The 17,650-nt window shown below is 59.0% G+C and carries 18 protein-coding genes; 10 read left to right on the forward strand and 8 right to left on the reverse strand.

From position 1 onward, the window contains the following. Nucleotides 1–117: 117 nt before the first annotated feature. Nucleotides 118–1,104 (forward strand): LacI family DNA-binding transcriptional regulator, encoded by a 987-nt coding sequence (locus QP908_RS04800; RefSeq protein WP_284771782.1) that lies wholly within the window; start codon nt 118–120, stop codon nt 1,102–1,104. An 11-nt stretch (nt 1,105–1,115) separates the two neighbouring features. Next, the gene (locus QP908_RS04805) at nt 1,116–2,024 is read left to right on the forward strand and encodes a ribokinase (protein ID WP_284771783.1); all 909 of its coding nucleotides are present in this window, start codon (nt 1,116–1,118) and stop codon (nt 2,022–2,024) included. 18 nt (nt 2,025–2,042) lie between these two features. Here QP908_RS04805 and QP908_RS04810 read toward each other — a convergent pair whose 3' ends face one another. From QP908_RS04810 to QP908_RS04820, 3 genes are all read right to left on the reverse strand, one after another. Beyond that, nucleotides 2,043–3,113 (reverse strand): endonuclease domain-containing protein, encoded by a 1,071-nt coding sequence (locus tag QP908_RS04810; protein ID WP_284771784.1) that lies wholly within the window; start codon nt 3,111–3,113, stop codon nt 2,043–2,045. Nucleotides 3,114–3,206: 93 nt separating this feature from the next. Continuing rightward, entirely contained in the window at nt 3,207–3,707 is a 501-nt protein-coding gene (purE, locus tag QP908_RS04815) for a 5-(carboxyamino)imidazole ribonucleotide mutase (RefSeq protein ID WP_239269363.1), read from the reverse strand. A 24-nt stretch (nt 3,708–3,731) separates the two neighbouring features. After that, on the reverse strand, nt 3,732–4,940 hold the full coding sequence (locus QP908_RS04820; protein ID WP_239269362.1) for a 5-(carboxyamino)imidazole ribonucleotide synthase: 1,209 nt from the start codon (nt 4,938–4,940) through the stop codon (nt 3,732–3,734). Between QP908_RS04820 and budA the strand changes: the two genes are divergently transcribed. Further along, on the forward strand, nt 4,926–5,657 hold the full coding sequence (gene budA, locus QP908_RS04825; protein WP_284771785.1) for an acetolactate decarboxylase: 732 nt from the start codon (nt 4,926–4,928) through the stop codon (nt 5,655–5,657). The genes QP908_RS04820 and budA overlap by 15 nt on opposite strands. Here the strand turns inward: budA and QP908_RS04830 are convergent. After that, a complete protein-coding gene (locus tag QP908_RS04830; protein WP_239269360.1) occupies nt 5,635–6,075 on the reverse strand; it encodes a YdbT family protein in 441 nt (146 codons plus the stop codon). The two genes, budA and QP908_RS04830, sit on opposite strands and share 23 nt — an antisense overlap. Before the next feature lie 73 nt (nt 6,076–6,148). Then, on the reverse strand, nt 6,149–7,018 hold the full coding sequence (locus QP908_RS04835; protein ID WP_239269359.1) for a biotin--[acetyl-CoA-carboxylase] ligase: 870 nt from the start codon (nt 7,016–7,018) through the stop codon (nt 6,149–6,151). 43 nt (nt 7,019–7,061) lie between these two features. On the opposite strand from QP908_RS04835, the gene QP908_RS04840 reads away from it, so the two are divergent. The 6 genes from QP908_RS04840 to QP908_RS04865 all read left to right on the forward strand — a co-directional run bounded on the left by QP908_RS04840 (nt 7,062) and on the right by QP908_RS04865 (nt 13,129). After that, nucleotides 7,062–8,054 carry an ABC transporter ATP-binding protein gene (locus QP908_RS04840; RefSeq protein WP_239269358.1) on the forward strand — a complete coding sequence of 331 codons (993 nt, stop codon included), beginning with the start codon at nt 7,062–7,064 and terminating at the stop codon, nt 8,052–8,054. 101 nt (nt 8,055–8,155) lie between these two features. Next, entirely contained in the window at nt 8,156–9,418 is a 1,263-nt protein-coding gene (locus QP908_RS04845; RefSeq protein ID WP_239269357.1) for an ABC transporter substrate-binding protein, read from the forward strand. Nucleotides 9,419–9,613: 195 nt separating this feature from the next. Next, the gene (locus tag QP908_RS04850) at nt 9,614–10,621 is read left to right on the forward strand and encodes a carbohydrate ABC transporter permease (RefSeq protein WP_284608956.1); all 1,008 of its coding nucleotides are present in this window, start codon (nt 9,614–9,616) and stop codon (nt 10,619–10,621) included. Beyond that, nucleotides 10,621–11,442 carry a carbohydrate ABC transporter permease gene (locus QP908_RS04855; RefSeq protein ID WP_023016855.1) on the forward strand — a complete coding sequence of 274 codons (822 nt, stop codon included), beginning with the start codon at nt 10,621–10,623 and terminating at the stop codon, nt 11,440–11,442. Before QP908_RS04850 ends, QP908_RS04855 begins: the two co-directional genes overlap by 1 nt. Next, on the forward strand, nt 11,442–11,627 hold the full coding sequence (locus tag QP908_RS04860; RefSeq protein ID WP_239269356.1) for a hypothetical protein: 186 nt from the start codon (nt 11,442–11,444) through the stop codon (nt 11,625–11,627). Before QP908_RS04855 ends, QP908_RS04860 begins: the two co-directional genes overlap by 1 nt. Continuing rightward, on the forward strand, nt 11,624–13,129 hold the full coding sequence (locus tag QP908_RS04865) for an alpha-amylase family protein (RefSeq protein WP_239269355.1): 1,506 nt from the start codon (nt 11,624–11,626) through the stop codon (nt 13,127–13,129). Before QP908_RS04860 ends, QP908_RS04865 begins: the two co-directional genes overlap by 4 nt. 269 nt (nt 13,130–13,398) lie before the next feature. Here QP908_RS04865 and QP908_RS04870 read toward each other — a convergent pair whose 3' ends face one another. Genes QP908_RS04870 through QP908_RS04880 form a run of 3 tightly spaced genes read right to left on the reverse strand, consistent with a single transcriptional unit; the run spans nt 13,399 to nt 15,844 of the window. After that, on the reverse strand, nt 13,399–13,977 hold the full coding sequence (locus tag QP908_RS04870) for a hypothetical protein (protein WP_239269354.1): 579 nt from the start codon (nt 13,975–13,977) through the stop codon (nt 13,399–13,401). Between the two features lie 3 nt (nt 13,978–13,980). Then, the gene (locus tag QP908_RS04875; protein ID WP_239269353.1) at nt 13,981–14,553 is read right to left on the reverse strand and encodes a hypothetical protein; all 573 of its coding nucleotides are present in this window, start codon (nt 14,551–14,553) and stop codon (nt 13,981–13,983) included. 22 nt (nt 14,554–14,575) lie between these two features. Continuing rightward, the gene (locus QP908_RS04880; protein WP_239269352.1) at nt 14,576–15,844 is read right to left on the reverse strand and encodes a hypothetical protein; all 1,269 of its coding nucleotides are present in this window, start codon (nt 15,842–15,844) and stop codon (nt 14,576–14,578) included. 339 nt (nt 15,845–16,183) lie between these two features. Between QP908_RS04880 and QP908_RS04885 the strand changes: the two genes are divergently transcribed. After that, nucleotides 16,184–17,644 carry an acyl-CoA carboxylase subunit beta gene (locus tag QP908_RS04885; protein ID WP_284771786.1) on the forward strand — a complete coding sequence of 487 codons (1,461 nt, stop codon included), beginning with the start codon at nt 16,184–16,186 and terminating at the stop codon, nt 17,642–17,644. The last annotated feature ends 6 nt before the right edge of the window (nt 17,645–17,650 follow it).

Here is a 17,650-nt window from a genome sequence, read left to right on the forward strand (position 1 = left end):
CATTAGCTTAGACCGGCGCGAACCCTTGACAGGCACAGGTACTGAACCGTAAATTGAAACATAAGTGTGCAATCGATTGCACACCCCGTCGAAGCTGCTCTACCCCTAGGAACCGAAATGGCCGCAACCACCCTCAAGCACGTAGCCGCTGCTGCTGGGGTGTCCATTTCCACCGCCTCGCGCGCACTGGCAGGAAACCCAGCTATTTCCGTAGCCACCCGCACGCGCGTAAAACAGGCAGCTGAACAGCTCAATTACCGCCCAAATGCCCAGGCACGCGCGCTGCGCAGCGCACGGTCCAATGCCATCGGCCTCGTCATACCAAGCCTGGACAACTCGTATTTCGCCGCCATGGCCGCCGCAATTGAGCAAGAGGCTAATGCACACGGTTTTGCCACCATGATTACTAGTTGCGGCGAGGATCCTGCGCGTTTGGAACGCGCCCTCGATGCCCTCACGCAGCGGCAGGTCGATGGAATAATTACTGTTCCCCTCGATGGCGCAGAAGAGGCGATTGACCAAGCCCACTCCCATCGGCCGTTGCTATTGATTGACCGAACACTCGGAGAATTTCCCGCCGTGATTTCTGATCCCAGTCCGGGAATGCACAGGGCAATTGCGCAGCTCAAGAACAAAGGCCATACCTCGATTGGCTATCTTTCCGGCCCCCAAGAAACCTCTACCGGCAGGCAGCGCCTCGCTGTATTCACAGAAGCGGCTCGCGACCTTAATATCCACATTCACCACGGCAGCTTCCGGCACCGAGAGGGATACAAGGGTGCAATCGAACTACTTAATGCAGGGGTTACGGCCATCGTCGCCGCTGATTCGATGATGACTGCAGGCGCATTAGAAGCCTGTCATAATTCCGGCAAGGCCATTGGAGAGGAAGTCGCACTCGTCGGTTTCGATGACTTCATTTACCTGCGCTTCCAGCCGGCACCCATATCCGTAGTGGACCAAAACGTCGATCACATGGGCAAGATAGCCACCGCAGAACTCATCGCGGCCATCAAAAATAGGCGCCTGCCTCAAGGATCAATAATCGATACGCGATATATCCCCCGCATGTCCACCGCATTCACCGTAGAATCCGATTCATAGGAGGATTTCCAATGAGCAAGCTCACCGTCGTCGGCTCGATTAATGCTGACCTTATTGTCCACGCCGAACGCCACCCGCACCCCGGCGAAACCCTGCTGGGCTCCGGCGGCGAGATCCTCGCTGGCGGCAAGGGCGCAAACCAAGCGGTCGCCGCTGCGCAATTGGGCGCCAATGTAGCTTTCGTCGGCGCGGTCGGCTCCGATCCCTACGCCGAGCCCGCCATGCACTACATGCACAGCTCCGGCATCGACCTCAACGCGGTGGAACAGGCCGATACCACTACCGGCTTGGCGGTCATCACGGTCTCCGCCGATGGCGAAAACACCATCGTCATCTCCCCCGGCGCGAACGCTCTTGTCGATGCCCCCTTCGTCACCGCCCGCCAATCCACCATCGCCGATGCGGACGTGGTCCTGCTCCAGGGCGAAATCCCCGCCTCCGGTTTCAAAGCCGCAGTCGATGCCGCCCAAGGACGCGTAGTCGTCAACCTCGCCCCAGTCATCGAGGTGGACCGCGACGCGCTCCTGCAGGCCGATCCCCTCATGGCCAACGAGCACGAGGCTGGCCTCATCCTTGAGCAACTGGGCCTTTCTTCCACCGGCACCCCGCGCGAGCTCGCCCACCGCCTGGTTTCCGCCGGCTTTAAATCGGTGGTGCTGGCCCTCGGGGCCGAAGGCGCCTACGTGGCAACGCCCGAATCCAACACGGATATCCCCACCCCACAGATCACCGCGGTCGATACCACCGGCGCCGGCGATGCCTTTGCCGGTGCATTTTGTACCAAGCTCCTTGCAGGCGCCACGCTTGTCGATGCCGCCACCTTCGCCGCCCGCGTCGGTGCCTTTGCCGCCACTAGCGCCGGCGCCCAGCCGTCCTATCCCACGACCTCTTCGAGGTTGCCAGAGGTAACGCAAGAATAGAACTGCGTTCGGTGGTATCTAGCCGTAGATTGGTTCGGACTCAAATCCGGCGAGAATCCAATGCCACTGCCACACGGGCTTGTGAACGTGCGACGTGAAGTTGGTGTGGCCCTCGTCTGCTTCGATTATTTGCTGCACTACATCAACTAAGTGGTGCTTCACGCAGCTCCCCGAGTACCGCAACACCGTATAGCCTTTCAACGCAGCGTTATTTCCCTTCCACCGGTCCTTAATGAAGGTACCTAGGTCTTCAGCCTTGTGGTAGTCGTAACCATCAATCTCTACCGCCACCTTACCCACCACAATGTCCCACAGGTACGGACCGATTTGATGGTTAACCTGCACCTTTTTACCGCGCTTCTGCAATGCGCGGGCCACCTTCCTCTCCACTTCACTATCGGCACCGATGGCGGCCTTTTTCACCAGTTCTTTGACCCTTGCCGGTACCCGAGAGATAGCGCCCCATTCCTTCTCTAGGGCTTGTTTCCCGCGTCGCGTCTGATAGCGCGCTTCTAGCATCGCCAGCGCTTCCGCTTCACCTACCTCTCCCGCAGCCAATAGTGGATTCTGAACAGGAACGCCATCCTGGCTAAAGGTCGTTGTCTGCCGCGTACGCTGCACCTTTAACCAAGTAGAGTTCGCCAGCGGGTGCTCGTAGGCACAATGCAGCGGAAAGGTCAGTTCCTTCTTGGAATAGAGCTCAACCGCAGATTTCCCCGCGAGCATTATTCCAGGCCATTTTTCATGCACGATGCGAGCGAGCTCGAATGGCGTAGGTTTCCGCCACGTATACAACCCACGGCGAATTTTAATTATCTTGCCGCTGGCCAGACCGGACCGCAGTTGCCTTTGATTAAACCCGATACTAAAAGTTCCTTCATCTACTCCCCCCTCGAAACAGTTACGCCCCGAGTGGAATTGTAAGTGAGGCAGCGCGGATTCGCAGGGCCACGTGCCACCGACCCCAGCCTTGAGGCGTCCATAATAACCGCGTTCCTCTAAATATCTGGCCAAAAAAATGAACAATCGCGGTTGTTTTGGACGCAGCGCCGCCCGATCAACGCCCTGGATGCCAGAAAACCTACGCACGCCATACAAAAACGCCTAAAACAACCGCATTCCTCTAAAAATCAGACCCCAAATTGGAGAAACGCGGTTGTTTTGGACGCAGAGTACTAGGGGCTACTCCCCTAGCAACTTCGAGCGCAGGTTCTTATCCTTCTGTTCGACTTCTTCTGCCATCTTTTCTTGGTAGGCAACCATCTTGTCTTGCAGCGCTGGGTCTCCGGCGCCCAGGATGCGGACGGCCAGCAGACCGGCGTTCTTTGCGCCGCCGATGGAGACGGTGGCCACGGGAACGCCGCTAGGCATCTGCACGATAGAAAGCAGGGAGTCTAGGCCATCGAGATCCTTGAGTGCGCGCGGAATGCCGATAACGGGCAACGGCGTGGCCGCAGCAACCATGCCTGGCAGGTGGGCGGCGCCACCGGCACAGGCGATGATGGCTTTAAGGCCGCGGGAGTGTGCGCCCTTGGCGTAGGCCAACATCTTTTCCGGGGTACGGTGGGCGCTGACCACGCCAACCTCAAAGGGGATGCCGAAGTCCGCGAGGACTTCCGCTGCGGGTTCGACGGTGGGCCAATCCGAATCCGAGCCCATAATGATTCCTACCTGCGGTTCCATAATGTCCTTTCTAGGTTTTAAGAGTTATGCCCAGGTTGCGTGCATCAGAAAGTGCGCGGCCTGGCGGGCGGCATCGTGGGTCTCATCGAGCGATGTACCAGCGACATTGACGTGGCCGATCTTGCGGCCAGCGCGGTGGTCCTTGCCGTACAGGTGAATCTTGGCGTGTGGGAAGCGCTCCATGACCTCGCGCACGCGCTGCGGCATGGGCATCTTGGGGTCTTCGTCCGCACCGAGCACGTTGGCCATCACGGTCACCGGAGCGAGGGCATCCACCGCGCCCAAAGGCAGGTCGAGTACGGCGCGCAGGTGCTGTTCGAACTGCGAGGTCACGCAGCCATCCTGGGTCCAGTGGCCGGTATTGTGCGGGCGCATGGCCAATTCATTAACGGAGATGTCCTCGCCATTCTCACCGTTGAAGGCGAAAAGTTCCACGGCCAGCACGCCGGTCACGCCGAGGGATTCGGCAATGCTCAGCCCCAGCGCAGAGGCGCGTTCTGCCAGCTCAGGCGAGAGATCGGGCGCGGGCGCGATGGCCTCGGCACAGATGCCGTTGGCCTGGCGGGACTGGGTAATGGGCCAGACCTTGGCTTCACCGGATGGGCGACGCGCTACCAAGATGGACAGCTCGCGGGTCAGATCCACCTTCTCTTCGGCCATGAGCGGCGTGCCGGCATCTAATAGCTCGGCGACGAGCTCATCAAGATCGGCATCCGAGGGAAACCACACGCCCTTGCCGTCATAGCCACCGCGGCGGGCCTTGAGGCACACGCGCCCGTCTACGGCATCGAAAAAAGCGCGGGCATCGGCGACGGATTCGATGGCGCTAAACCGCGGGACGGGCGCCCCCAGAGCGGAAAGCTTTTCGCGCATGTCCAGCTTGTCCTGGGCATAGCGCAGGGCGCTGGGCTGGGGCTGGACGTTGAAGGAGGCATCGATAAGCGCGGCGGAATGCTCATTGGGCACATGCTCATGCTCGAAGGTAACCGCATCCGCGCCGCGGGCTGCCGCGAGCAGGTCCTCGTACTTGTGGTAATCGCCCACCACGATATCCGGGGTAACCTGCGCGGTAGAAGAATCCGGGCTACCAGCAAGAATCCGCAGATGAATATCGAGTTCAGCGGCGGCAGGCTGCATCATGCGCGCCAGCTGACCATCGCCACAGACAGTTACAATAGGTTTTGAGACACTCACGCCCACAATATTAGCTTGGATACCATGTTTACCCGTCATTCGATCTTCCAGAACTCCCTCATGAGCGCCCTCCTTGATGGCATTTATGACGGCGAGATGACCATCTCTGAGCTGCTAGGAAAGGGCAATTTTGGCATCGGTACCTTTAACGGCCTCGATGGTGAAATGATCATCTTGGACGGGACCTGCTACCAGCTGCGCGGCGATGGCTCCGCGCGGGTTGCGGACTTGGACCAGCAGACTCCTTATTCCGTGGCCACCAACTTTGTGCCGCGCATTCTTGTCGATGCCCCACGGGGCCTGCGCCGCGACGAGCTTTCCGCCTTCATCGACGAGATAGAGCCTTCCGCCAACTACATGTATGCCGTCCGCATCACGGGCAGGTTTTCTGAGGTCTCAACGCGCACCGTGGTCAAACAAACCAAGCCCTATCCCCCAATGACCAAGGCGGTCGGCGGCGATAAAGAGCTGCACTTTAGCGATGTCGAAGGCGTCATCGGTGGCTTCCGCACTCCCGTATACGAGCGCGGGATTTCGGTGCCCGGCTGCCACGTGCACTTTATCGACGCCGCGCGTAAGTCCGGCGGACATGTGCTGGATTACACCGTGGATGAAGCGAAAATCGAGCTCTGCCCCGGTTCCGATTTAGAACTGCGTCTTCCGTTGACCCAAGAATTCAGCAGCGCTAATCTCGCACCGGAGGACCTAGATAAGCAATTGCACTCGACCGAGGTTAAAACCAGGGGCGATCATTAATAATCTCCGCCACCTGCTTTGACTTGGCCACGGTGGGAAAATACATGGCCCTGTCCCAACCGTTGAGTGCAATGGAAATGCCGCCGCGGCGCTTGCGGGCGCCGCGAATATCTTCCAGCGGAATCGAATCGATGTGGCGGCCCTCTCGCACGATGACGCGGCGGTTGGTCACGATGAACCGCTTGCGGCGGGCCCTATATAAAGGAATAAGGAAGCGCCACGTGCTCAGCCCAGCCCACAAGACGACGAGCCCATTGCGCAACATCGGATCTACTCCCTGGGCATCGCACCAGCCGATGGCAATCCACAGCACGCCGGTGATGAGGATGAGCTCCAAGAATGGGAAAACGAGCGCGCGAAACGGCGCGGATACATCCGCGCGCTTTACCTCGCCTTGGCCCATCTTCATCAATCCCATAGCCATGGATAGTACCAGTGCGAGGCCGTGCTGCTCAGACCACGCGGACTCCGCAGCACCCGCCGCGCAGTACCTATCGTGCCGGGCGCAGATGCGTCACGTCGCCGGCGGAGTAGTACTCGCCCGCGACGTTAATGCGGCCGTCATCGCCGATGCCCTCGACGCGGCCGATGACATCGCCAGTCGGGGTCTCCAACCGCACCTCCTGGTCAATGGATGAGCACACCGCGCGGTAATCCTGCATAAGCTGCGGATCCTGGTTTTCCCACTGCGTAATGCGGCGGCGCAGGTTTTTCAGCACGGTAATAGCCAGCTCGGTGCGGTCGGTATCGCGGCCTTCAAGCGCCAGCGAGGTGGCCCTTTCGATGGGTAATTCCTCGCGGGTGAGTGTGACATTAATGCCCATACCCACGACCACGCGCGCGGAGGGTGCCTGCCCGCCGACGGTCTTATTTACCTCGGCTTTATTGACTTCTGCTTTGTTGACCTCAGCCTTGTTCAACTCAGTCTTATTGAGTTCTGTCTTGTTGAGCTCGGTCTTCGGAGCGGACTTGAAGGCTTGGCCCACCGGACCGGCCTCGGCAAGGATGCCGCAGAGTTTATTGCCATCTATATGCACGTCATTCGGCCACTTGAGCACGGAACCCTCGATGGAATCGGTCACGGCCAGGCCCGCAGCCAGCGGAAGCGTGCCCAAGTAATCGAGGGAATCGGGCAAGAGCAGCACGGAAAAGATCACCTGGGATCCGGCGGGCGCCGTCCACGCCCGGCCGAGGCGGCCCTTGCCGGATAGCTGCTCATCGGCAAGCAGCACGGTGCCATCGGCAACGTTGGTGGCCTGCATCAGGTCGGTATTGGTGGAACCGGTCTGATCCACAAAATCGATGGTGCTGAAGTCCTCTGCCAGGGCGGTGCGGATGCGGTGCTTATCAAGTGCAGTCATAGATTCCAAGATACCGCCCGCCGGTGGTGCTAGTGTGTTGCGCATGGCAAAGGTCACTTTTGAAAAGGTAAATATCACCTACCCCGGCGCGGCGGCGCCCACAGTGAAGGAATTGGACCTAGAAATCGCGGACGGCGAGTTCCTCGTCTTGGTGGGACCGTCTGGCTGCGGCAAGTCCACGACGCTGCGCGCGCTGGCCGGCCTTGAACCAATTTCTAGTGGCCGGATTCTCATCGATGATGCGGATGTCACGGGCCTTGAACCGGGCGATCGCGATATTGCGATGGTTTTTCAAAATTATGCGCTCTACCCGCACCTTTCGGTGGAAGAAAACATGGGCTTTTCGCTCAAACTGGCCAAGCTCTCGAAGGCTGAAATCAAGCAAAAGGTCCAGGATGCAGCAGACATGCTGGGCCTAAGCGAGTTCCTCAAGCGCAAGCCCAAGGACCTATCGGGTGGTCAGCGCCAGCGCGTGGCCATGGGCCGTGCCATCGTGCGCAATCCTAAGGCCTTCCTCATGGATGAACCGCTTTCTAACCTGGATGCGAAGCTGCGCGTGCAGACTCGTACCGAGCTTGCGAGCCTGCAGCAGCGGCTTGGGACCACCACGGTCTATGTCACCCACGACCAGGTCGAGGCGATGACGCTGGGGCACCGGGTAGCGGTGTTAAAAGATGGCGTATTGCAGCAGGTTGCCCCACCGCGTGAGCTTTATGCGGAGCCAGCCAACGAATTCGTCGCTGGCTTTATCGGATCGCCTGCAATGAATATCTTTGACCACAACGGCGAGCGCCTGGGCGTGCGCCCGGAAAACATGCACCTCAATGAGGGCGCTGAGGGCCTGCGCGGCGTGGTCGACCTAGTTGAAGAATTGGGTTCCGAATCCTTCGTTTACGCCACGGTGGGTGGCGAGCGTTTCGTTGCGCGCTGCGAAGGCACCCCGCCACAGCGCGGCGAGGAGGTTGTATTGACCTTTGATGAAAGCGCCGCACACCGCTTCGATCCAGAGACCGGGCAGCGCATCGCTACCTCTTAAAGCACCCCCGTTTAGAGGTGAATAATCAAAATCTATTCTGCGCGCGGTGTTTGTAAATTATTTTTAAGGAACACCCAAGCTTTCTGAAAGGTGAATTCCCCATGAAGAAGTACTTCATTCGCACCACAGTCGCCACCACGGCAGTACTGGCACTAGCCGGCTGCTCCACGTCTGACGACGGTGCAGATAACGCAGATGGCTCCGCATCCGGTTCCGGTTCCGGCGCTGACTCCCACGGCCCCATCACCTTTGCCATGGGCAAGAACGACACGGATAAGATCACTCCCATCATCGATAAGTGGAATGAAGAAAATCCGGATGAAAAGGTCACGCTCAAGGAGCTCGCGGGCGAGGCAGATGCCCAGCGCGAGACCCTCGTGCAGTCCCTCCAGGCCGGCAATGATGACTACGATGTCATGGCCCTCGACGTGGTCTGGACCGCGGAATTCGCCGCCAACCAGTGGCTCCAGCCGCTCAACGGTGACTTCGAGACCGATACCTCGGAGCTCTTGCCGGCCACCGTGGAATCCGCAACCTACAATGACGTGCTGTATGCGCTCCCGCAAAACACCAATGGCCAGCTCCTGTTCCGCAATACTGAACTCGCGGACGCTACCCCGGAGAAATTCGCCGACCTCGAATCCGCCTGCAAGGCACTGGAAGACGGCAAAAAGTGCCTGACCACGCAGCTCAAGCAGTACGAGGGCTTGGCTCTTAATACCGCCGGCTTCATAGAGGGCTGGGGCGGCTCGGTGCTTGACGATGACGGCAATGCCACCGTCGACTCAAAGGAAGCCCAGGAAGGCCTGCAGGCCATGGTGGATGCTTATGAAGACGAAATCATCTCCAAGGACTCCACCGCCGCCACCGAGGAAGAGACCAACATGGCCTTCACCGAGGGCAAGACCGCCTTCGCAGTGAACTGGCCCTACATGTACACCAACGCGGTCGATGCCGGCATCGACGTCGAGGTCCAGGCACCGCTGGGCAAGGACGGCGTTGGCGTATCCACTTTGGGCGGCTACAACAACGGCATCAACATCAATTCCAAGAACAAGGGCACCGCCCTGGACTTCATGAACTTCATCATCAATGAGGAAAACCAGAAGTCCTTTGCTGAGCAGTCCTTCCCGCCGGTTCTTTCCTCCATCTACGATGACCCGCAGCTGCAGGAGGAATTCCCCTACCTGCCAGCGCTGAAGGAATCCCTGGAAAACGCCGCACCGCGCCCAGTATCGCCGTTCTACTCCGCCATCTCTAAGGCCATCCAGGACAACGCTTATGCCGCGCTGACCGATGGCAAGTCCGTCGAAGATGCCACCTCCGATATGAAGGCGGCCATCGACTCTGCTTCGCAGGGTTAAAGATACGCTCCCTGCCCCTCGTATCCCACGAGCAGGGAGCATGCATAAAACTGAGAAATACATAGCGAACCGCTAGTGCACAAATGGGTGAGGAAGGCGCATACGCCATAGCCTCACCCTTTGTGGTTTTCCCACCCTAGTTGGGGATAGAATCTAGCGCACCAGAAATTATCTGAACCAGAAAGGCGAATAACCGTGGTCACCACTTCGCCGACGCAACAGACGCACTCATCATCGAAGAAACCCAAGCGCACCCCTAGCTCCAGCAGGTTTGCCAATTTCGGGCGGCCCGCCGCGCTGATCGCCCCAGCGCTCATCGTGCTGGGCATCATCATCGGCTATCCCATCGTGCGCGCGGTCATCCTGTCTTTCCAGGGAAACCGGCAGCTGAACCCCAAAACGGGCATCTTTGAAGAAGGCGGTTTTGCCGGCCTAGACAATTACCTGTACTGGATCAATAACCGCTGTGTTTCCGGTGCGGGGGAAATCACGACGTGCCCGCCCGGTGTTATCGCCACCGACTTCTGGCCCGCCGTAAAAATCACGCTGTTTTTCACCGTGGTCACCGTCGCTTTGGAGACCATCCTCGGCATGTTCATGGCCATCATCATGAACGGCGAGTACCGCGGCCGCGGCTTGGTGCGCGCCGCCGTGCTCATCCCCTGGGCCATTCCTACCGCCGTGACGGCCAAGCTGTGGCAGTTCATGTTCGCCCCAGAGGGCATCGTCAATTCCTTGCTTGGTACGAATATCGCCTGGACCACGGACCCGTTTTATGCGCGCTTTGCCGTTATCATCGCAGACGTGTGGAAGACCGCGCCATTTATGGCGCTGCTCATCCTGGCCGGCCTGCAGATGATCCCCAAGGACGTCTACGATGCCGCCCGCGTCGATGGCGCCAACCGCATCCAAACCTTCTTCCGCATCACCCTGCCGCTGGTGCGCCCAGCCCTGATGGTGGCCGTGCTCTTCCGCACCCTGGATGCGCTGCGCATGTATGACCTTCCCGTCATCATGATTTCGAGCTCGTCTAACTCCCCTACCGCCACCATTTCCCAGCTGGTGGTGGAAGATATGCGCCAAGGTAACTTCAATTCCGCCTCGGCGCTATCCACCCTTATCTTCTTGCTCATCTTCTTCGTCGCCTTCATCCTCATCCGCTTCCTCGGCGCGGATGTCTCCGGCAGAAAGGGTGCAAAGTAATGCGTAAATTCGGACACTACGCGGGCATTATCTTCATCATGTTCTGGGGCCTTGCGCCCTTTTATTGGATGGTGGTCACCGCCCTGCGCAGCCAGGAATTCACCTTCGATACCACGCCCTGGCCAACGCATATCACGCTCGATAATTTCCGCGATGCCCTCGCGACGGACAAGGGCAATGACTTCCTCGGCGCGCTGGGCAATTCGCTGTTCATCTCTCTCGCGACCACCGCGGTAGCCGTTTTAGTCGGCGTATTTACCGCGTATGCGCTCTCCCGCTATGACTTCCCCGGCAAGGGTATCGTCACCGGCATCATCCTGGCAGCCTCCATGTTTCCCGCCATCGCGCTGGTTACCCCGCTCTTCCAGCTCTTTGGGCGCCTGGAATGGATCGGCACCTACCGCGCGATGATCATCCCGAATATCTCCTTCGCCCTGCCGCTGACGGTCTATACCCTGCTCAGCTTCTTCCGGCAGCTGCCCTGGGAGCTTGAGGAGGCCGCCCGCGTGGATGGCGCGTCCCGCGCCCAGGCCTTTCGGCTCATCCTCCTGCCGCTGGCCGCCCCGGCGCTCTTTACCACCGCGATCATTGCCTTTATCACCACGTGGAATGAATTCATGCTGGCCAAGCAGCTGTCCACGACGGGCACCGAGCCGGTCACGGTGGCCATCGCCCGTTTCTCTGGCCCCTCGGCCTTCGAGTACCCTTATGCCGCAACCATGGCGGCTGGTGCATTGGTGACCATTCCGCTTATCATCATGGTGCTCATTTTCCAGCACCGCATCGTCGCCGGGCTTACCGCAGGAGGTGTCAAGGCCTAATGCGCCGGTCCCTGCTGTGGGATTCGCTCCTCGGATTCCTCGGCTTCTTCGCGTGCCTTGCGGTCATCCAAGCCGTAGTGAACTTATTTGAAGACTCTCCCGCCGTATGGCCCAGCCTGGTGGCCGGCGTGCTGTGCGCACTGACGTACTTTGCGTGGCGGGCAAAAAGAAAGGATCTGCAATGAGCTGGCACCACAACGCCGTCTTCTACCAAGCCCTGGTGGGCTCGTTTAAGGACTCCGGCAATAACGAGGCCGAGAATAAGGGGATCGGTACACTGCGCGGGGTCATCGACAAGCTGGATTACCTCCAGTGGTTGGGCGTGGACTGCCTCTGGCTCTCGCCGTTTTATGCCTCGCCGCTGCGCGATGACGGCTACGATATCGCCGATTATTACTCTATCCACCCCGATTACGGCACGATGGCGGATTTCGAGGAACTGGTTGAGGAATTGCACCGTCGCGATATGCGCATCATGACGGACCTGGCGCTCAACCACACCAGCTCCGATCACCCGTGGTTCCAAGCCTCGCGCTCCGACCCGGATGGCCCGTTTGGGGATTTCTACGTCTGGGGCGATGACCCCGAGCGCTACCCCGAAATTCGCGTCATTTTCACCGACGTTGAAACCTCCAACTGGACCTGGGATGATAAGCGCCAGCAGTACTATTTCCACCGCTTCTACTCCCACCAGCCGGATCTCAATTACGATAACCCGGACGTGCAGGATGAGGTCTTTAATATCTTGTCCTTCTGGATGGACAAGGGCCTCGACGGCCTGCGCCTCGATGCCATCGCGTACCTCTTCGAGCGCGATGAGCTCGGCGGCGAGTCCCTGCCGGAGACGGTGGAGTTCGTGGAAAAGATTCGCGCCTTTATGGATACCCACTATCCCGAGGCCGTCCTCATTGCGGAGGCCAACCAGCCTCCCAAGGAGACCATGGAGTACTACGGCTCCGGCAATCGCTTCCACATGGTCTTCAACTTCCCGGTCATGCCCCGGCTGTACCAGGCGCTCGCGCTTGGCGATGCCACCCCCGTCTACGACATCCTCAACCAGCTACCGCCGCTGCCCGAGGGGTGCCAGTGGGGTACCTTCCTGCGCAACCATGACGAGTTGACCTTGGAAATGGTCGACGATGACGTCCGCGAGCTGATGTATCAGACCTACCTGCCAGAAGAAGGCATGCGGGCGCATGTGGGCATCGCCAGGCGGCTCATGCCGCTCATGGGCGGGGACCGCCGCAAGGTGGAGCTGATGTTTTCGCTACTGATGACCCTGCCGGGTGCGCCCTTTATTTATTACGGCGATGAAATTGGCATGCTCGATGACACCTCTTTGCCGGATCGCTATGCCGTTCGCACCCCTATGCAGTGGGACGATAGCGAAACCGCGGGCTTTAGTGCCCGCACCCCGGCGCGGCTGCCTATTGTCGGCGGCACGTCCGTGGAATCGCAGCTCAATGATGCCACTTCCCTGCTGCACAGCGTGCGCACCATGATCACGGAGCGCCACGCGCACCCCGAGCTGGGTACAGCACCCTGCGAGCCGGTGGAAACCGGTAAGGAAAGCGTGCTCGGTTACCAGCGCGGCGACCTGCTGTGCCTGCACAATTTCAGCGACCGCTCCGTTGACCTAGGCCCCGTTGAGCTTGGGCCTTACGGGTATGCGTGGTTGCCGGCTTAAAGCGGCCGCCTTCGGCCCTGCATAGCCACTGCACAGCCAGCCATGCCGGTGGATGGGCCCGGCTTTGCCATTTGTGCATCCTCCACTGCGATAACTGAGCAAACCCGGCCCTCAGATATCGCAAATCTTCCTCAAATGTTGCAGAGGACCCTGCACTTTGGAGGATGCACTTCAGAGGATGCACTTCTAATAAGGCACCGTAGCTGCCAAAAAGAGCCCAGCTCCACACCCCGATTCATAGGGTGCGGGTGGGCTCATTTCCTGATGAATTAACTCCAGTCCGGAGCGTCTTCTAAGCGCAGCTCGGAATAGCGAGCTTCAGGGACAGTGGCCGAATATGGTTTTCCTACCGTTTCCCATACTTGGTCTCGGTTGCAGCGCACATCCTGGCCATCGGTATCCAGCATGGTAAAGCCCCACACCAACTTGCCTTGGGAATTTGCAGGCAAAGTATATGGCCCAACTACCTGGTTAATCTTCCAGTGCTGTTCGCTGACGTAGTTGAAGCCGTAGGTCTTGGTCAGGATCTTGGCCAAATCTCCCTCTCCCTGCACGGAGCCGGAAACCTCAACGGTTTCTGTCCGCGCTTTGGATACGGTGTGTTTGACCGGCACCGGCTCAGCATTGTGGTTGGCCACGCTGGCGGCATCAGTTTGCTTGAACCAGCGGCGCTTCGCGGTGACATAGGTGGAGTTCTCCCCCGGCGTTGCGCAATGCGTGCCGGGCTTATAGTCATCGTTCCAGCGCTGGGGCAGTTCAAAGTCTCCGCCGAAGTCAGAGGCGTGGGCTACTGGAACGGCCACCAAGCTCAGCGCTGCGATTGCACTAGCGATGGTCTTAGCCTTCAAGGTTTAACCCCAATCGTTGTTATCACGGGTGGAGACCGCGACGTGGCGTTCCTTGGGCAGAGTTGCGGTAAACTTACCGCCATTGGCCTGCCAGGTGTGGTCGGAACCGCACACGGTCTTTTGACCCTCGAAGTCAGAGACTACCCAGCCAGCCTTCAGCACGGCAGTCTTACCCGGAGCAATATCGTATGGGCCGACCTGCTCGCCTACCTCGTAGGTCTGGCTAGAGGTGTAGCTGGAGGAGAAGGTGAAGTGAATCAGATCCAACAACTTAAAGTCCACACCAGCAGAAACGTCCCAAGACTTGGTCTTGGTTTCCTTGATGGAACGGGTGACTGGAAGTGGCTCATCGTTGTAGTTGGAAACGGTCCAGGTGCCGGCGGAACCGTCGAAATAGGTGCGCTTAATATCAATGGTCTGGCCGGTATCGCCAGGATTGGCGCAGCGCTCGCCAATCGTGGTGGGGTTTGCTGGGCCCAGGTCGCGCTGCGGCAATGCATTGGCGGCTGGGGCAGCGAATACGCCGGTGGCAACGGCTAAAGCCGCGGTGGTGGACGCAATCTTGGAAATGCGCATGAGATGTACTCCTAGCAGGTAGTTAGTAGATGGTTTGGGTGGGTACGGGCAGATCGCGGTATTCGTCAGGGGTGACGTCTACGGTGCGGGTACTACCGTCTTTGGAAGTGATTGTGGCTTCGGCCCAGAAACCGCTCGGGGCGGTGGTCTGTTTATAGTTCGAAGTAAGGTCGTACTTGCCGGATTTTCCGCAGTGCACCTCGCGATAGTTGATACGGGTCATGGTGGTGCCGTATTCCACGCGAACGCGCTCTCCGGGCGCAAGGTTTACGTGTTTGAGCTCAGTACCAACCGGCATATAGGCACGCTTGATGGCGCCGACCGACTCGAGCCAGCCCTGGGGAATATCGCCCCTATTGCCTCGCCAATTGGTATATGGATCGTGCTGGGCACCAACTACGAAGTCCGTTACCGGCGCGAATTCATAGTCACCCTGAGACCAGTTGAGGAAGTCGGTGGAATAACCGGGTTTGCGGAAGGTGGGTTTCACCGCCGTGATATCCAGCGGATACCAGGAGTTATCGTTGGCCTCGCACTTTTCGCCTTCCTTGGGCCACGCAGGATCGCGTTGGGGTTCGGCGGCTGGTTGCATGATCTCGTCTTTGCTCGGATCAGCGATCTTTTCCAAGCTGGGTCCGGAAACCGCAGTGTAGTTACCTTCGATGGGCTTAGAGTTAGTGCTGCCGGAACGAGACGGAATTTCCATTGCCAAGTCCGATACGGATCCATCAGCCTTGATGATATAGGCAAAGGCATAGCGCTCTGCTGGGGCTTTACCGCGGATGACGTTGGCGCCGGGAATGTTTTCGAGGCGGTCATCATTGCAGCCGACGAACATGGAAATAAAGTCCTTTTCCACCACGCCGTATTCCACGCGGAAGGATTCGCCCGGCTTGAGTTTGACGGGCCCGAAGGTTTCTTTATCTCGCCAGCCATTGGCCATTTTTAGGCCAATATCGGATTTGGCGGTGGTGTCCCAACCAGAGGGCAACTTGGCCTTGGAGTTGGCGTCAATTTCGTGGTTGGTGCCGGTTTCTACCTCGGCGGTGTACGGCACCTCCTGGTCGGTGGTGTTTTTGAATTGCAAGGTTCCGTCGCTCATGTAGCGACGGCCTGTTTCAGCAAACCGCCATTCGCGTTCGGTGTTATCTCCGGCGGCGCTGCAGCTTTTATAGAGGTTGGTAATGGGATATGCCTGTGGCATCGGGGGAATATCGCGCGCATGTGCCGCGGGCGCGAGAAGTGTCGCGATGGCAAGCGGCGCGACAAGTCGCAGTCCCTTTGAAATCACCAGAAGACCGTCCTTGTGGTTGTTTAAGGATACGAGAAATAATTCATGAAGACACAGCCGATATTAAGCTCTTCGTTATAGCTCCTCAACAGTTACGGCTATCTCTCTTTATGACATTTATCGTCGATACGGTGGGAAAACGCCCCTTACCGGTAACGAACGCTGCACATCACATTTCACCCTTACCCCTATAAAGGGGAGCTAATATTTCCTAATGTCTGGCAGGTACTCCGGTTGCGCTGATGCCGCACCGATAGCGCTCCGACACCGACCCCTGTGACGATGCCCAAACTGCACAATTTCCGCATCTTTGGCCTTCCACTAGTACACTCAGCGCCTATGACTGACCTGAAGACCACCGCTGGCAAAATTGAGGACCTGGACAACAAGCTCGCCGAGTCCCGCGCGCCGTTGGGGGAAGGCGAGCCAGCCGCCCGCACTCGCGTGAATCAGCTGCTAGATGAGGGTTCCTTTGTAGAAACCGATGCACTGGCCCGCCACCGCTCCACCGACTTTGGCCGCGAGCACGATCGCCCGTACACCGATGGCATCGTCACCGGTTACGGCACCATCGACGGGCGCCGCGTGTGCATTTTCAGCCAGGATGCCACCGTCTTTGACGGCACGATGGGTGAGGTTTATGCGGAAAAGCTCACCAAGGTCTATGACCTTGCGCTGAAAACCGGCGTGCCCATCGTCGGCATCTATGATTCCACCGGCCCGCGCGCGCAAGAGGGCATCGTCACACTTGCTGGCTACGCCCGCATCCTCGCCCGCGCGACCGAGGCCTCAGGTCTTATCCCGCAGATCTCCGTGGTGGCCGGGGATACCAGCGGCATTGCGGCATTTGCGCCCACGCTTGCCGATGTCCTCATTGTCACCCACGGCACCAGCCTGCACCAAGCAGGCAGCGATGTCGCCGAAGCGGAACCGGAAACCTTTGGTGGTGCCGCAGTCCACGCGAAGTCGGGCACCGCGCAGATCAGCGCCCCGAGCGAGCAGGCAGCTCTCGACTTGGTCCGCGACGTACTGGCTTACCTGCCGGCCAATAACCGCGCCGAGGCAACGCGCATCGATACGCGCGAGGTCACCGAATTCGATCTGGATTCCGTCATCCCGGATTCGGCAGCGGATGCCTATGACATGCGTGAGGTGATCAACGCGGTCGTCGATAAGGGCTCCTTCTTTGAGCTTTCGGCCGAGGCCGCGCCCAATATCATCACGGGCTTTGCCTTCGTGGATGGCCGCGCCGTGGGTATCGTCGCCAACCAGCCGCTAGCGCTGGACGGCGCGCTGGATTCGGCCGCGGCGGAAAAGGCGGCACGCTTTGTGCGTCTGTGCGATGCCTTTAATACCCCAATCATTGAGTTCGTGGACTCGCCCGGTTTCGTTGCCACCCCGGCAGAAGAAAAGGCCGGTCTCCTGCGCCGGGCGGCGGGGTTTGCGTATGCGCAGGCGGAAGCGAGCGTCGGCAAGCTTACGGTGGTCACCCGCAAGGCCATTGGCCCGGCCTACGCGTTTATGGGATCCAAGGATCTGGGCGCGGATCTGGTCTATGCCTGGCCGACCGCGGAAATCGCCGTCGCCGAGGCAGCCCAGACCGCGCTGACCATCTACGGAGATGAGGATAAGCAGGAAGAAATGGACGAGCTTTTCTTGCACCCCTACGCTGCCGCCGAGCGCGGACTGGCCGATAATGTCATCGAGCCTTCCGCTACCCGCCACTACCTGGTTGAAGGCCTGCGCCTGCTAGAGCGCAAGGTCGTGGCCCAGGTACCCAAGAAGCACGGAACTGTTTAGGAAAAG

It is taken from the genome of Corynebacterium sp. MSK204, from assembly GCF_030229885.1.
Classification (GTDB): Bacteria; Actinomycetota; Actinomycetes; order Mycobacteriales; family Mycobacteriaceae; genus Corynebacterium.

What these genes read in the sequence shown, in the direction of transcription:
- QP908_RS04875 (WP_239269353.1), bottom strand. Translation starts at nt 14,553, where the DNA reads ATGCGCATTTCCAAGATTGCGTCCACCACCGCGGCTTTAGCCGTTGCC.
- QP908_RS04805 (WP_284771783.1), top strand. Translation starts at nt 1,116, where the DNA reads ATGAGCAAGCTCACCGTCGTCGGCTCGATTAATGCTGACCTTATTGTC.
- budA (WP_284771785.1), top strand. Translation starts at nt 4,926, where the DNA reads ATGTTTACCCGTCATTCGATCTTCCAGAACTCCCTCATGAGCGCCCTC.
- QP908_RS04820 (WP_239269362.1), bottom strand. Translation starts at nt 4,940, where the DNA reads ATGACGGGTAAACATGGTATCCAAGCTAATATTGTGGGCGTGAGTGTC.
- QP908_RS04840 (WP_239269358.1), top strand. Translation starts at nt 7,062, where the DNA reads ATGGCAAAGGTCACTTTTGAAAAGGTAAATATCACCTACCCCGGCGCG.
- QP908_RS04865 (WP_239269355.1), top strand. Translation starts at nt 11,624, where the DNA reads ATGAGCTGGCACCACAACGCCGTCTTCTACCAAGCCCTGGTGGGCTCG.
- QP908_RS04885 (WP_284771786.1), top strand. Translation starts at nt 16,184, where the DNA reads ATGACTGACCTGAAGACCACCGCTGGCAAAATTGAGGACCTGGACAAC.
- QP908_RS04855 (WP_023016855.1), top strand. Translation starts at nt 10,621, where the DNA reads ATGCGTAAATTCGGACACTACGCGGGCATTATCTTCATCATGTTCTGG.
- QP908_RS04800 (WP_284771782.1), top strand. Translation starts at nt 118, where the DNA reads ATGGCCGCAACCACCCTCAAGCACGTAGCCGCTGCTGCTGGGGTGTCC.
- QP908_RS04830 (WP_239269360.1), bottom strand. Translation starts at nt 6,075, where the DNA reads ATGGGATTGATGAAGATGGGCCAAGGCGAGGTAAAGCGCGCGGATGTA.
- QP908_RS04860 (WP_239269356.1), top strand. Translation starts at nt 11,442, where the DNA reads ATGCGCCGGTCCCTGCTGTGGGATTCGCTCCTCGGATTCCTCGGCTTC.
- QP908_RS04835 (WP_239269359.1), bottom strand. Translation starts at nt 7,018, where the DNA reads ATGACTGCACTTGATAAGCACCGCATCCGCACCGCCCTGGCAGAGGAC.
- purE (WP_239269363.1), bottom strand. Translation starts at nt 3,707, where the DNA reads ATGGAACCGCAGGTAGGAATCATTATGGGCTCGGATTCGGATTGGCCC.
- QP908_RS04845 (WP_239269357.1), top strand. Translation starts at nt 8,156, where the DNA reads ATGAAGAAGTACTTCATTCGCACCACAGTCGCCACCACGGCAGTACTG.